General features: G+C 58.8%; 9 protein-coding genes. 5 read left to right on the top strand and 4 right to left on the bottom strand.

The window, feature by feature from the left end; translation table 11 throughout:
- Nucleotides 1-116: 116 nt before the first annotated feature.
- Nucleotides 117-3,398, bottom strand: coding sequence for a TonB-dependent receptor (locus FHS83_RS12335; RefSeq protein ID WP_167083255.1), 3,282 nt, complete (start codon nucleotides 3,396-3,398; stop codon nucleotides 117-119).
- Nucleotides 3,399-3,549: 151 nt separating this feature from the next.
- Here FHS83_RS12335 and FHS83_RS12330 point away from each other — a divergent pair, with 151 nt between their 5' ends.
- Nucleotides 3,550-4,317: a DUF6250 domain-containing protein gene (locus tag FHS83_RS12330; RefSeq protein ID WP_208414586.1), complete on the top strand. Its 768-nt coding sequence runs from the start codon at nucleotides 3,550-3,552 to the stop codon at nucleotides 4,315-4,317.
- On the opposite strand, the gene FHS83_RS12325 is transcribed toward FHS83_RS12330, so the two are convergent.
- The gene (locus tag FHS83_RS12325; protein ID WP_167083254.1) at nucleotides 4,314-7,031 is read right to left on the bottom strand and encodes an exo-rhamnogalacturonan lyase family protein; all 2,718 of its coding nucleotides are present in this window, start codon (nucleotides 7,029-7,031) and stop codon (nucleotides 4,314-4,316) included. The two genes, FHS83_RS12330 and FHS83_RS12325, sit on opposite strands and share 4 nt — an antisense overlap.
- Before the next feature lie 105 nt (nucleotides 7,032-7,136).
- Here FHS83_RS12325 and FHS83_RS12320 point away from each other — a divergent pair, with 105 nt between their 5' ends.
- Nucleotides 7,137-8,684, top strand: a complete 1,548-nt coding sequence (locus FHS83_RS12320) for a rhamnogalacturonidase (protein WP_167083253.1) — start codon at nucleotides 7,137-7,139, stop codon at nucleotides 8,682-8,684.
- A 17-nt stretch (nucleotides 8,685-8,701) separates the two neighbouring features.
- Here the strand turns inward: FHS83_RS12320 and FHS83_RS12315 are convergent, their stop codons facing one another.
- On the bottom strand, nucleotides 8,702-10,009 hold the full coding sequence (locus tag FHS83_RS12315; RefSeq protein WP_167083252.1) for an oligogalacturonate lyase family protein: 1,308 nt from the start codon (nucleotides 10,007-10,009) through the stop codon (nucleotides 8,702-8,704).
- Between the two features lie 140 nt (nucleotides 10,010-10,149).
- Here FHS83_RS12315 and FHS83_RS12310 point away from each other — a divergent pair, with 140 nt between their 5' ends.
- A complete protein-coding gene (locus FHS83_RS12310) occupies nucleotides 10,150-11,100 on the top strand; it encodes a prolyl oligopeptidase family serine peptidase (protein WP_167083251.1) in 951 nt (316 codons plus the stop codon).
- Between the two features lie 33 nt (nucleotides 11,101-11,133).
- On the opposite strand, the gene FHS83_RS12305 is transcribed toward FHS83_RS12310, so the two are convergent.
- Complete coding sequence (locus FHS83_RS12305; protein WP_167083250.1) at nucleotides 11,134-11,985, bottom strand: fumarylacetoacetate hydrolase family protein; 852 nt, start codon at nucleotides 11,983-11,985, stop codon at nucleotides 11,134-11,136.
- 190 nt (nucleotides 11,986-12,175) lie between these two features.
- On the opposite strand from FHS83_RS12305, the gene FHS83_RS12300 reads away from it, so the two are divergent.
- On the top strand, nucleotides 12,176-13,381 hold the full coding sequence (locus FHS83_RS12300) for a PD40 domain-containing protein (RefSeq protein ID WP_167083249.1): 1,206 nt from the start codon (nucleotides 12,176-12,178) through the stop codon (nucleotides 13,379-13,381).
- A gap of 77 nt (nucleotides 13,382-13,458) precedes the next feature.
- Complete coding sequence (locus FHS83_RS12295; protein ID WP_167083248.1) at nucleotides 13,459-14,718, top strand: rhamnogalacturonan acetylesterase; 1,260 nt, start codon at nucleotides 13,459-13,461, stop codon at nucleotides 14,716-14,718.
- The last annotated feature ends 1 nt before the right edge of the window (nucleotide 14,719 follow it).

Below are 14,719 nucleotides of genomic sequence, written 5' to 3'. Positions count from 1 at the left end.
AATCAAGACACAAGAAAGCGAGCAACGGCGCTCTGTCGGCCATCTTTTTCCCGCTCATAAAAAAAGTGCCGGGACCAAGGTCCCGGCACAGGATGAGTACTAATTCGGGAGAGAGATCAGTACTTATAGGTGACGCCAACAAAGATCTGGCGGCCAGTCATCGCGTCATACGTCGCGCGCTGAGTCTGGTTCTGGTACATCCAGTACTTGCCGGTGTGCTCGTTGGTGAGGTTGAGCGCATCGATCTTGGCCGCGAGGTTGTCGCTGATGTTGTAGGAGAACGAGGAGTCCAGATAGAAGGACGACTTGCCGTAGATCGCCTCGTTGATCGCCAGCGACGTGCCGTAACCAACCGGATAGGCACCCGCCTTGATCGGATACGCGTCAAGGTAACGGCTGCGGTAGGAGCTGGACAGACGCGCTTCCCACTTGTCGGCCGTGTAGTAGATCGTGGCGTTGAAGGAGTTCGGCGAAGCACCGAACCACGGCATCAGATGGTCTTTCAGTACCGTCGAGACGCCATCGCGGAAGAGATAATGCACCTTCGACTGGACATAGGTGTAGTTCGCGTTGATGCCGAAGCCGTCAAACGGATGCGGCAGGAAGTTGAACTGCTGCTGATAGTTGACTTCGACGCCGCGCAGCACACCGCCCGGAGCATTCTGGTACGACGTCAACGCCCAGGTCGTCGTCGGGTCCATGATGTTCGCGTATTGCGGCGTGTCCTTGGCATAGTTGGCCGCAATGGCGGTCACCATGTCCGGGGAGATCAGCGTGTTCAGCGGGCCAGAAACAGTCTGTGACTGCGGGTTGTTCTTCACATACTTGGCGAAGGCAGCAACCGACAGAACCGCGCCACGGTCGAAATACCACTCATAGCTGACGTCGATCGTGTTGGCACGGAACGGCTTCAGATACGGGTTGCCGGCGCTGATCGTGCCGGAGGCACCAGCAGTCGCCCCCGGGGAAACGCCGCTGATGGTGGGCGCCATGTTGGCGAGCACCGGACGCGACATCACCTTCGACAGGCCAGCACGGATGACCATGTCATCGTTGAGGCCGTAGACCAAGTTCAAGGACGGCAGAACATCGTCATACGAATTCGTGGCCGAGGCTTTGAAGCCCGCAACCGTGTAGCCGTAGGACTGCACGTCGGTCGTGGCATAACGCACGCCGATGTTACCCCGCAGTTCGTTGCCGAACACGATGATGTTCTGGAAGTCGCCCTGCAGATAGTAGGACTTGTCGTGCTCCTGAACGTTGAAGGTGGTCGTGCCGTTCGAGCCGCTGTTCTGCGAGTTGAGGTTGGAGATTCTCCAATCACCGTAATCGTTGACGCAGTTGCAGCGATAGTTGGTGTACTGTTCGAACTTATCGAGATCCGGCACCGCGAAGGAGGTCGGGGTATTGCCACCCATACCGAGATCTGCAGCGGTGAACTTCACCACCCGCATCACATCGCTGGAGGTGACGCCCATTTCCTGGAGCGACGGGTTGATCGTCGTATCCGTCGCACGGACATAGCGCGTGGTGTTGAAGTTGAAGATCTTGCTGGTGAAGCCGAAGCGGAGCGTCAGCTCATCCGCCGCCTGGTAGGACCAGTTGGTGGCAATGTTCGTGTACTTGTTGCTCGTCAGGTACATATAGCGGCGCAGAGCCGAATAGCCCTTCACGAAATCCCACTTGGTGGGATCGGCAACATCGAAGCCATAGGAGACTTCTTGCGGCGTGAAGCCGTTGCCGCGGATGTCGTAGACATAGCTGCCCTCGCCCGTCGCCGAGCCGACGTCGAAGCGTTCCATCGAGGCCATCAAGCCTTCCTGGTGGTTGCGCGAAACCGCCATGCCATAGAAGGCATCCATGTGCAGCTTGCTCGAGAAGTTATGTTCGAGCTTTAGCGTGCCCTGCATGAACTGGGTGGTCGCGCGCGACTGGTCAGCCGTGGTGCGGTCGTCGACATTGTCGGCTTTCAGGTAATCAACAACACCATTGTCGACCTGGCCAGCAAGCAGCTTGGTAGTCGGACGACCGACGGTGCTGATGAGATACAGCATGCCGTTCGGGTCGGAGGCGCGATAGCCAGCCGAGCCGGGCGTGGTGAAGTAGTTCGCCGGCAGCATGCTCTTCGCGTAGGAGCAGGTCTGGGGAGCATGAACGGCCGCGGTCGATTCCTTACAGGTGGCGAACACGCTGGAAAGATCGGTCTTGGCGTTGGCGGTGTTCAGGGTCGCATTGGTGTTATTGCGGCCCCAGCCGAGCCAAGTCACGAGGTTGCTCGTGGACTTCTGGTAGAAGCTGGAGAACAAGCCGTCGAAGGACAGAAGCGTGTCCTCATCGACCTGCCACTGCTCAGCCGTCGTAATACCGATACGGGACTGATAGAGCTCCTGATCGACCAGCGAGGGATCGCCGAGTTCATAATTCGGGCCGGGATTCTTCCAGGCGCCCGAGGAATCGGTGGCCGCATTGTGACCACGCGGGTTATTGATCAGCGCGTAGGTAGCCGGATCAGAGCCCGACAAAGCCCCGCAGTAAGCGCCGTTGGTGACGGAGACACCCGGCACGACGCCATCATTGCCGCTGCAAGAGGTGCCGGTTGGCGAAGCAAAGCCATCGCGCGTGATCGTGCCCGACGGGGTGCCGGCAACGTTCATCAGCGTGTTATTACCGTAATAGGTATAACCGCCAGCGCCGTTGGTGTAGTAGTTAATCTTCTGATTGCGCATGTTGTACGCAACCGAAACCAGCGCACCGAGCTTGCCGCCGAAGAAGGTCTCTGAGGCCAGGCCCGCGATGCGCGGGTTGAAGGGGTGGCCCGTCTCATAGGTGGCGTTGTTGACGGAGGCGACGAACTTCTCGCCGTAATCGAAGGGATGGCCCGTCGAGAGATCGACGGTGGCGCCGAGCGAACCTTCATCCGTGGAGGCGGCGGCAGTCTTCTTGACCTTCAAATTCGAGAAGAGTTCAGACGCGAAGGTGTTGAAGTCGAACTGACGGCTGCGGTTCGGATTGTCACCCGACAGCGTGCCGCCGGCCGTGGCCAGGGCTTCCATGCCGTTGATGGTGACGCGCGTGAAGTCCGCGCCCAAGCCGCGCACGGTGATGGTGCGGCCTTCGCCGTTATCACGGGCGATAGAAATACCAGGAAGACGCTGCAAAGACTCAGCAAGGTTGGCGTCGGGCATTTTGCCGACGTCTTCGGCGTTAATGGCGTCCACCATTTCAGCCGAGGTGCGCTTGGTGCTCAGCGCGTTTTCAAGCGAAGCGCGGTAACCCGTCACCGTCACGGTTTCGAGCATTTCCGCACCCTGGCCAAACGCCGGGCTCATTACGGCCCAAAGACCAAGACCCGTACCCAACATGAGAGCGCCGCGCAGAGCGCGGTTTTGCAGTTCCATACTTCCCTCCCTTGGCGCCGCATTACGCGCTCGCCATCTTTCTCTTGCGCTAGAATTTCCATTCTGATCCTCCGCTGTCAATCAAAAATGATCATAATCATCCAGCGGCGTTCAGAACTTGCACTGGTATCGCTCTTTATGCACCACTTCTATGCGTCACTTGGAAACGAAGTCTTTACTCGGGAGTATCCAGACCATGATTTCAAAACGCCCATTGTTTGGAGCGCTTCTTATTTTCATTGGTACACAGACCTTTGCGCAAACCCCTGGAAATATTGGCAAACTGCAATCTTCCGACCGCAGCGCGATCCTTTTCCAAGACGATTTTCAAAACGGCGATCAGTGGCTCGGTGAGTTTGAAGAGGCTGGCGAGCTTCGATTTGCGAAAGGGATGATCGATATTGTCGCGCCTAAGGGTGCGACGCTGTGGTTCAGGCCGAAACTCTCCGGTCCGCTCGAAATCGAGTATCAGGTACAGGCTGTCGCAGAAGGTGGCCCCTTTGACCGGGTGAGCGATCTTAATTGTTTCTTTATGGCGACCGACCCGCTGCGCCCGAAGGATTTCTTCTCGCCTGCGCGAAGCGGCAAGTTCGAAGACTACAACACCCTTCGGATGTATTACGTGGGCTTAGGCGGAAACCGGAATACGACCACGCGCTTCCGCCGCTATATCGGCGATCCTCAAGAACGCCCGCTGCTGCCGGAAAACGACCGCTCCCAGCCGCAGGACATGATCCAACCCAATGCGTGGCAGACCATTCGCATCACCGTTCATGGTAGCGATATCCGCTACTTCCGGGATGATGTGAAGCTATTCCATTACGACGATCCCGCGCCCTATCGCGAGGGATGGTTCGGCCTGCGCACCACGCTGAACCATATGCGGGTGCGCAATTTCCGTGTTTATCGCCTGAACTAGAGCTTTTGCGGCTTCCAGACGCCACGCAGGTCCTTTGGCGCCGCTTCAGGCACCAAAGCCAGCAAAGCCATGAGGTTCAGCGACCATTGCGAGGCGTGGTTGGTGCCACCCAGCCACGGCATCTCTTCAAGATCGTCTAGAACCTCTGGCGGCGCGACTTTATCGATCTGCAAGGGGCTGTGGGACGACGGCATCTGCCCGGCCCCATAAAACACCTCGTCCCAGGCGCGCTGCGCCAGCGCAGAATCGCCTTTCATCTTGGCCGCATAGGCGGTGAGCCGCGCATGCCATGCCGGATAGCCGAAATGCTTGTTGGTGGCGGCGGGATTTATGACACGGCGCCGCTCTTCTTCCGGAGCGTTGTAATACTGGCAATAGCGCAGCCACGCCTCCGCGAATTCCTTGTGCGGCAAAAGCGGCAGAAGCTCGAACATGAACTCCGCCCCGCCGAAGATCGTGGCGAGGTGATAGGAGTATTTGAAGGCCAGGCCGAGATCATGCAGATGGCCCGTGGCGGGATCGTACCCGAACGGCGTGCCCGAGAAGAGACCATCCGGCATAGCCGCAAGATCCTTCATCCCGGTGAGGATCTTATCGCGCCAGCGCGTCTCGCCGGTGCGCTCCCATGCGGTGAACCAATTGCTGGCAAAGGCGAACCAATCCGGGCCGCTGCGTGCGTGCGTTGGATAGGCCGAAGGCGGCAGGATTTCCCGCAAGGGATCGTTCGCGACCAGCGCGCTATCGGCGTCGACCATCGCGGCCATGATATCGCCCGTGCGTTCGTCGGCGGTGAGGTAGTAATACATGCGCCGCAGCAGCGCCTGACTGATCCGCGCCTCTTTGGCGCCGCAGCCCCAATGCACGACGTTGTGACGCGAACCCAGCATGGCGAAGGGACCGATGTGATAGGTATCGACTTCGCTGGTATGGCGCGTCATCGCCTCGGCCATGCGGAACAATTCCGGCTTACCGCTGCGCAGGAACGCGTACCAGAACCACAAATCGGGCACGAGTTCGCTGTTGGCCCAGGCATAACCGCCGACGTCATAACGCCAGCTATGGCGATCAGAATCATAGCTGTGGCAGACATCGCCATAGTTCCAGAAACCATACCACTGGCGGCGGTCGATTTCTTTTTCATAAAAGCTGGTGAGTGCCGCGAGCTTGTCTTCCACCTCGGCTTTCTCTGGTGTTGAGCGATCCACCAATGACCAGCAACCGAACACGCCTGCCGCGTGGATTGCTTCACGATCCGCGAGCAGGACTGGCGGCTTGCCGTGATTTTTGCTCATTGCGGAAAATTCGCGGCGCGAGGGTGTAGAAGAGACGAAGCGCAAGACTGCGGTGGTGGTGCGCGCGACGCCCAATGGCGTGGAATGCCCCGGCTGCACATCCTCGTAATTGATTTCGAGGCCGTGGCCTTCGGTATCGTAATGGCGCATATCCATGGCCGGCGCATCGGACGACCAGAACCAGATCGCCGCCGTAGCCGCCTCGCCGCGGGCACCCGTGATTTCAAGCGCGGAAGGGTGGCACTGCCAAAAATCTTCCTGGCCGAACACCACGCCACCGGAGACGCCGCCAATATAAGCAAGGCCTGACGCGCGCTTGCCATGATCGGCGGAGAGCCAGCAGGCCTTAGAGGTCGTACGCTTAGAAATGGCGAAATGATCGGGGCTGAGCTGCGTCAGCTTAAAATCACCCCAGGCCGCAACGCTTTGCAACTGGCCTCGGGATTTCTCATCCATTTCAGCGAGCGCAGGCACTTTGCGACCGTCAAGCTGGGTACGGAATTGCGCAGCGTAAGCGAATTTCTTCTCGGCCCATCCGGGTAAATTGCGCACCGCTTCAGCCCAGACGCCACCCTTGTCGCCGCCAAATCGGATATGGCGGTTATGCAATTCATCCGCCAGGGGAACATCGAATTTGAGACCCATACCGGAGATGAAATCCTTCTGGCCGTCGCTATCAAAGACGAAGCTGTGCGCCAGCTTCAGACTGTTCGAGCCCGCAATGAGCGAGAGGCGCACCGAGAACGGCAGCCAGCGACGTGCGCCATTGCTGTAATGCCCATCAAAACGTACCACAGCGCGAACAGGACCGGATTGCTCGATCACCGCCGCCTCGATTTCACCGGAGAAGCCGTCAGTTTGTGTAGCCCCTTCGCCGGTTTCCGCCCGATCACGGCGGAGCACGTTGAGGCGGCCCTGGCGCGCGAGAACTTTGCCGTCTAGCGCCACCGTTTCAATCAGCACTGGCCCTTTCATTGGCAGCACCAGCAGCAGACTGCCCGAGCGAATGCGTATTTTGCCATCCGCCTTATCAACCACCAAAGCATCATCAGGACGTAACGGTGTCCCCGGCGCGACAGCCAATTTGCCCGCGCCTTTGGGCACGCAAGCGGCATGGCCGGTCCATTTCAGGGAGCCATCGGGCCAATAGGCTAAGGGCCAGCTTTGCAATGGAACACCGCCAGCTTTCTCTCCCGAAAGATGGAAGCGGGTCGATTTCGGTAAGGCCCCTTGTGGCCAAGGACAGCCCCAAACAGCAGCCGCATCAGCGTTAGGCGCCCCATCCAACCAGCTGACAGAAACAGGAGAGACGGCCTTATGCGGACGTGCCGATGCCGGACCAGAAGCTTGGGCTGCCATCGCTAGACCCGCTCCGATCTGCAGAGCGGCACGACGCGACACTGTGGTAAGGTCCTTTTTCATCTCTGCCCCTACATACAACTGCCGGATAGTGACAGTTGGTGGTTATTTTTGATTATATATGATCACCCTAACCTCAAATTTCCCATCGAGAAAGGCAAGATCACCATGCCAAGCCGCCGCAGTGTGATCGCCATGGGAGCGTACCTCCCCCTTCTTCCCGCTTTCGCCCAAGCAGGCGCGGTTTTCGATATCCGCAGCTTTGGCGCTAAGGGTGATGGGAAACGTCCAGACACACGCGCAATCCAAGAGGCAATCAACGCGGCTGCGAAACAGGGGGGCGGTACCGTCCTGCTGCCGGCAGGTCGCTATCTCAGCTATTCCATTGAGCTTAAGAGCCGCGTGGTGCTGATGCTGGGCGCGGGAGCGACAATAATCGCAGGGCGACCGGGGGATATGGGCCATTACGATCTGCCCGAACCCAACCCGACTGACCGCTATCAGGATTTCGGCCATAACCATTGGCATAACAGCTTGATCTGGGCTGACGGCGCCGAGGACATCGCAATCCTTGGTCCCGGCCTGATCGATGGCGAGGGGCTGACACGCGAAGGCCCCGGCGCCCCCTGGTCGAAAGGCGCGGCTGGCGACCGCCCATTAAGTATGGGGCCTGCACCGAAAGAACTGGTGGCAGGCTATGAAGCCCAGCTTGCGGCGATGAATGGCCAAGGCAACAAAGCGATTGCGTTCAAGAATGTGCGCCGCGCGACCTTGCGCGATTTCTCACTCTATCGTGGCGGGCACATCGCCATTCTGATCACCGGCGGTGACGGCCACACGCTCGACAATCTCAAAATCGACTCCAACCGTGACGGCATCGACCTTGATTGCGTCAGCAACGTTCACCTTTCGAATCTGACTGTGAACACGCCCAGCGATGACGCCATTGTGCTGAAGAGCAGTTATGCGCTCGGTGCGTTCCGCCCCACCCGCAACGTGACCATCACTAATTGCTTCGTTAGCGGCTATGACATCGGCAGCATGCTGGATGGCAGCTATCGCAGCACTCAGTACATCGCGCCCGATAAGGACGGCGTCACCGGCCGCATCAAACTCGGTACGGAAAGCGCGGGCGGATTTGAAAATATCGCCATCAGCAACTGTGTTTTCGAACGCTGCCGCGGGCTGGCGCTGGAGATCGTCGACGGCGGCAAGATGGAAGATATCGTGGTGAATAATATCACCATGCGCGAGATCACCACCGCGCCACTGTTCGTGCGTATTGGCGATCGCCGCCGAGCCCCAACGGGCGCAAAAATGGCCACCGCGCGCGGCATAAGTATCGCCAATATCCATGCGAGCAATGTCGATCCGCGCTTTGCGGCGATCATCGCTGGGCTTTCTGAAAGCCCGGTGACGGACATTACCCTCAGCAATATCAGCCTTCACTTCCGCGATGCGCCAGTCGCAGCCACCGCTTCACCTTTGCCGGAAGCCGCAGAATCCTATCCCGAGCCGAGCATGTTCGGCCCGACGCCATCTTGGGGCCTTTTCGTGCGCCATGCCCGTGGCGTGTCGCTGAACACGATCGAACTTTCCACCGCGCGGAGCGAAAGCCGCCCGCCTGTTCTCTATGACGATGCGGGAAACGTCGCGGCAGTCGGCGTCAGATACAAAACGGCCGCGGCACCAGAAAGCACCGCGGCCGATCACTAGCTAGAGCAAGGCGAGCTTTATTTCGCCTTCGCGATTTCCACCGCATAAACCTGCGAGGCACCGCCCAACATGTTGGAGCGGAAGATCAGCCATTTTCCATCCGGCGAGAAGCGGCCGTTCGGTTCCAGCTTGTACTTGTGATCCTTCAGGTTCACGAGTTTTTCGGCTTCGAAATAGCCCGGATGCACCAGCGATTCTGAGTTCGGGGCTTTCACGCCCGCGAGGCCATCCGCGATGATGTGCGGACGGAAGAGGTACATCCACTTGCCATCGGGGGCATGCGCCACCATCTCGGGATCGCCGCCGTCGCCGGAGAAAAGCGTGCCGTCGTCCGACTGGTTATAATGCACCGACCATTCATTGCGCTGGTGGTGGTACCAGGTGCGGCTGCCATCAGCGATGCGATAGCCGGCAACCCAGAAATCCTCACCGCGTGGGGTCTGCAGATCATACCAAATGGTCTTGCCGTCATGGCTGAACCATTCGTGACCGGCGATTTCCATATTCATGGTGCGGGTGTGCAGCTTCAGCGGCTTAGCATCGGCCTGATCCACGCGGATGAGCCAGAGACGGTCCACCTTATGCCAGGGGCCTTCATGGCAATACATCAAGAGCCCCGGATCGGTCGGCGAGAACTGCAAATGGTTCAGCCAATCGGTCGAGGCGGTGACGATCTTGCGCTCACCCGTCTTGATATTGATGGTGAAAATTTCCATCGGGATCTTGGCTTCAAGGCGCTGATCCATGCGGGATTCTTTGGCATCCGCATAGGCGAGCGGCTTGCCGTCCGGCCCATTCGGCGCCGGTCCCTTGGTGACGTCCTTGGGCACGATCATGCCGTCATGACCGATCACCTGACCGCTGCTGTGTTCCACCACACCGCCGAGCAACGTCTCGTCGGCATTGATGCTTTGGATATTGCCGCTCTCGATCTTGGCGACCTGATGGCTTTTGCCGGTATCGATATCGGCGGCGTAGATGGTCTTGCTCGCGCCGGATTCAAGGTCACCGATTTCGTAATAGACTTGGCGGGTCTTGTGGCCGGTGAAGAGCAGATGCACCTTGCCCGGCACGATCAGCTTCAGCGCGCGGGTCTTGAAATCGAACGACGCGATCCCCTTCGGGGTGGAGATCACCATCTTGTCGTTCTGGGGCGTGTAGGCATTGAAATTGAAGTAGAGGCTCTGGCTGCCCGGCTCCTCAGAAATGCGAACCACCCGGTGGTGGGTGTCGGGGTCAATCCATTCTTTCGGCAGGTCTTCCGCGAGCGCGGCGCTCCAAACCGCAAGGCAGCCGATGGCGGCCGCCCCCAAAATCCATTTCATGGGTGTTCCCCTTTTTGTCGCCTTGCTCCAACGGGCGCAGCGTGATTACCTCGGGCCGATTATCACAACTTCGCGCATATTCCATCATAATAACTCATAATGAGGCAACACAGCTCTGTGACCGGCCTCGGGAGGATACCGTGAGTACCCACGAAGCTGCGTTAAGCCGCCGCACATTGCTGCATGGCGGAGCTTTGACTCTGGCGGCCCTGGCCAGCCCTGCGCAAGCCGCCGGTGAACCCGATGTCATCCCGCTCTGGCCGGGCAATCCGCCGGGCGGGCTTTCCGCACCGCTCACCACCTTCATCGAAAAGCGCTCCGCCGATACCAATGTGTATTCGAAGATCGCCGCGCCTTGTCTTTATGTCTATCGCCCCGCGCAGCCCAATGGCACCGCGCTGGTGATGTGCCAAGGCGGCGGCTACGTCCATATCGCCAACAGTTCGAAAGTGCCCGGCTACTTCACCGCTCAAGGCATCACGGTGTTCGATCTGATCTACCGCCTTCCCGGTGAAGGCTGGAAAGTGGGCCCGGAAGCACCGAAACAAGACGGTCAACGCGCCATCCGCCTCGCCCGCAAACACGCAGCGCGGCTAGGCGTCGATACCAATCGCATTGGCGTGATCGGTTTTTCCGCGGGCGGCCATGTGGCCGCCACCGCAGCGACCGCCTTCAAGCAGCAAAGCTATACGGCAGTTGATGATGCGGATGCGCTTTCGTCCCGCCCCGATTTTGCGGTGCTCTCCTGCCCCGTCATCACCATGACCGAACCTTTCGTCCATAAGGCGTCGCGCAAACAGCTGCTCGGCGATGCGCTCGACAAGGCCGATGCCTATTCCTGCGAAAAGCTGGTCACCTCAGAGACGCCACCGTGCTTCCTGGTGCACGCCGATGACGACAAAACCGTTCCCGCGGATAATTCGCTCCTGATGGCGATGGCTTTGCGCAGAGCTGGCGTGCCCGCCGAGCTGCATCTTTATCGCGAGGGTGGCCACGGCATGGGAACAGGGCTTAATCCCGCCCTCCCCGCCTCGCATTGGCCCGAAGCCATGCTGCGTTGGCTTTCGCGCGGCATCGTCAAAACCGCATAAAAAAAGGAGGGGAATTTCCCCTCCTTTTTCATTTCAGCGGAACGGCACCACATGCTGTTCCTGCTCGCCAAGTTTTTCGACTCCCAATCGCAGAACGTCGCCGGGTTTCAAATACACCGGCGGCGTGAAGCTGTTACCGACGCCAAGCGGCGTACCCGTGGCGATGAGATCGCCGGGCTCGAGCGTCATGTAGCTGCTGATATTGGAAATCAGCTCAGCGATGCTGAAGATCATGTGCCGCGTGTTGCTCTTCTGCATAACCTTCCCGTTCAGCTCGAGCCAGAGATCGAGATTGTGCGGATCAGGAATTTCATCTGGCGTCACCAGCCAAGGTCCTACCGGCCCGAAGGTGTCGCAGCCCTTGCCCTTATCCCATTGAGTCGAGATGTTCTGAAAACCACGATCAGAAATGTCATTCACCACGGTATATCCGGCGACATAATCCAGCGCCTCTCCGACGGGCACATAGCGCGCAGTCTTGCCGATGAAGACACCCATCTCGGCTTCCCAATCGGGTTTCTGGGTATCTCGCGGCAGCATGACGTCGTCATTGGGACCGTTCAGGCAACTGATCGCCTTAGAAAAGATGATCGGCTCGGGCGGCAGATTGCCGTCATGGGCGCGCGAGTGATCGTGATAGTTAAGGCCCACGCCGAGATATTTGCCAATGCCCTTGACCGGAACACCGAGGCGCGGATTGCCAGACACCACGGGCAATGTCTCTAGCCGGTCTTCGACAACGAGCGCCAACTCGGCGAGATGGCTGGCCCCCAAAATCTCAGGCGTGATGTCACAGATGATCGACGACAGATCGCGCAGCTTGCCCTCGCTATCGAGCAGGCCGGGTTTTTCGGATCCTTTGGGACCGTAGCGCAGAAGTCTCATGCGAAGGCACTCACTGTTATGGGCCGGATCGACAGGCGCATATGACGCAATCTCGAAAAGATTGCCACCGGTAGCAGCGCTTGACCTCGACCTTCAGGCGTGATGACTATTTTTGACGCATCATGATTGAATATTGATAAATATGCAATCATTGTACTCACAAGATCAAAAAATAACCGGGGAAGACGCCATGTCCGCCAAACAGATTGCCGCTGTGCTCGTGGCGACGGTTATTCCGCTCGCGGTCGCTTTGGCAGGCCAAAGCGCGGCACCACGCTCGGAAGTACATGTGGTGATGGACGAGGTCACACATGTACCCATGCGCTTCTTGACCACTGGCCCGGCCGGCAACGCCAAAATCTATCAGACACATCCGCAATGGACCGCCGACGGGAGCCACATCATCTTCCGCTCCTCCAACCGTTCATCGGAAGGCCCCGCAATTTTCGCTTTGCGCGAGAGCGATGGTGCCATCACCCAACTCACCCATGGCAAGGGCGTAAAGCTCAGTTCCATCAATGTCTCACGGCTGGCAAACCATCTCTTTTATTTTCGCGAAGGCGGGGACAAGCGCCTACGCCTGATCCGCCTTGATTTCCCCGCTTCCCCGGAAGCAGGCGCAGCCCCAAAAGAAACGACCATCACCACTTTCCCGGAAGGTTTCCGGGACGCAGGCGGCTTTGCCATCGATATGGATGAAAGCGCGGCCTATACGGGCGTTCTTTTGGACGACGCGCCATCACCGCAAGAAGCCGCTAAACGCCACGTGGAAGGCGAAATCTGGGCCATCGATCTCAAGACCGGCGCCATTCGCACCGTGGTGAAAACACCGTTCCGCGTCGGGCATGTGGAAGCCAATCCCTGGCTCGCGGGCGAGCTGATGTATTGCAACGAGACCGGCGGCGACGCTCCGCAGCGCATGTGGATCGTAAAGGCTGACGGGACCGGCAGCCGACCGCTCTTTGTCGAAGGCCCCACCGACTGGGTCACGCATGAGACCTTCGTCGATCGCGATCATGTGATGTTCAACATCATGGGCCACACGCCGGAATTGCGTAAGCGTCCCACCGGCGTCGCGGTGATCGATCTGCGCACGGATGTTGTCGAGATGGTGGGCCAGCTTCCCACTGGCCGGGGCTTTTGGCACAGCAATGGCACCACTGATGGCCATTTGGCCGTGGCCGACGATTTCGATGGCGAAGTCTATCTTATGGACCGCAAAACCGGCGAGCGCATACTTCTCTCCACCGGCCATATGATGAAGCCCGATCATACCCATCCTAATTTCAGCCCGGATGGCACGCGCATCTTGATCCAAAGTGGGCGAGAGAGCGGCGGTAAAAGACTGGACCTCGTTACCCTGCCCGTGCCGAAGCGCTTTTTGGTATCCAAATAAGCGCCCTAGAGCACGCCTCGAAATCAGCTCGTTGCGCCAATAAAAGCCGGAAAAATATCCGCGTTGAGGGAAGTGAAATGACAAAAGTGGCGGTCGTGCTTTGCGCGGCATGTTTTGCTCTTCCAGCGGCATGGGCGGAGGAAGCGCATTTCATCTTTCACAGCGGTTCGACGACGCCGGGCGCAATCCGGGTTGGCGATGATTTTGCCTATGCTCCGGACAAAGGTTATGGATTTGAGCCCGCAGGCGCGGTGGTTGATAGCGCCGCGCATTGTGCCCGGCCCGCAAGCCCCACAGCGGACCCGATTATTGTTCCCGATCACAGCGCGCGATTTTCCGTCGCTCTGCCTGAAGGCAGCTACCGCGTGACGCTCACCTTTGCGAAAGCCCCCAAAGGTGCCATCACCGCCGAGGCAGGGCGCTTCATTCTGCTTCCCTCGGCCAGCAAACAAAAACTGACCAAGACCCAGAGTTTCATCATAGATGTGCGGCATGCGGCCCTCCCCACCTTGCCACTAAATGCGCCGGGCGGAATAGCGGTTCGGCTCAATCCTCGTGAATGCGGCTCCTATAGCTGGGATGGAAAGCTGACGCTCGGCTTCGCCAGCGACGCCGCCAATATAAAGACGCTCGATATTGTACCGGTGGAGGTGCCACGGCTTTTCTTAATGGGCGATTCCACCGTCACGGATCAGCCGCAGCCCCCTTACGCAGGCTGGGGGCAGATGCTGCCGCTCTTTTTCGGCAATGGCATCGCCATCGCCAATCACGCCGAAAGCGGCGAAACGCTGAAATCCTTCCTGTCGGAACTGCGCCTCGACAAGGTATTGAGCCAAGCCAAGACAGGCGATTGGGCGCTGTTGCAATTCTCGCATAATGACGAAAAATCCCAATGGCCGCAGACGCACGAGCCCGCGGGAACGACCTTCCCGCTTTATTTAAAGGTCTATATTGCCGAGCTGAGACGCCATGGCGTGAACCCTGTGCTGGTCACACCGATGCAGCGGCTGCGTTTCGATACGGCTGGCAAGATCATCGAGACCCATGGCGCTTATCCGGATGCCATCCGTGCCGTCGCGGCCTCAGAGAATGTGCCTCTGATCGACCTCACCGCGATGTCCCGTACGCTTTTTGAAGCGCTCGGGCCGGAAAAAGCGCGGGCCGCCTTCGCGGGGAATGGCGCGGATGCCACACATCAAAGCGCCTATGGAGCTTATGAACTGGCGCGCGCAGTTGTTGAGAGCATGCGTCGGCAGAAGCTTCCGATTACCGAGCATCTCAAACCCGGTCTCGCCGCATTCGATCCCGCCACACCCGACGCCCTCATCCAGCCGTAAC

Source organism: Rhizomicrobium palustre, assembly GCF_011761565.1.
In the GTDB taxonomy this organism is placed as follows: domain Bacteria; phylum Pseudomonadota; class Alphaproteobacteria; order Micropepsales; family Micropepsaceae; genus Rhizomicrobium; species Rhizomicrobium palustre.
The sequence above is the reverse complement of the archived record's forward strand: the minus strand, read 5'-3'. Positions and strand labels throughout refer to the sequence as shown.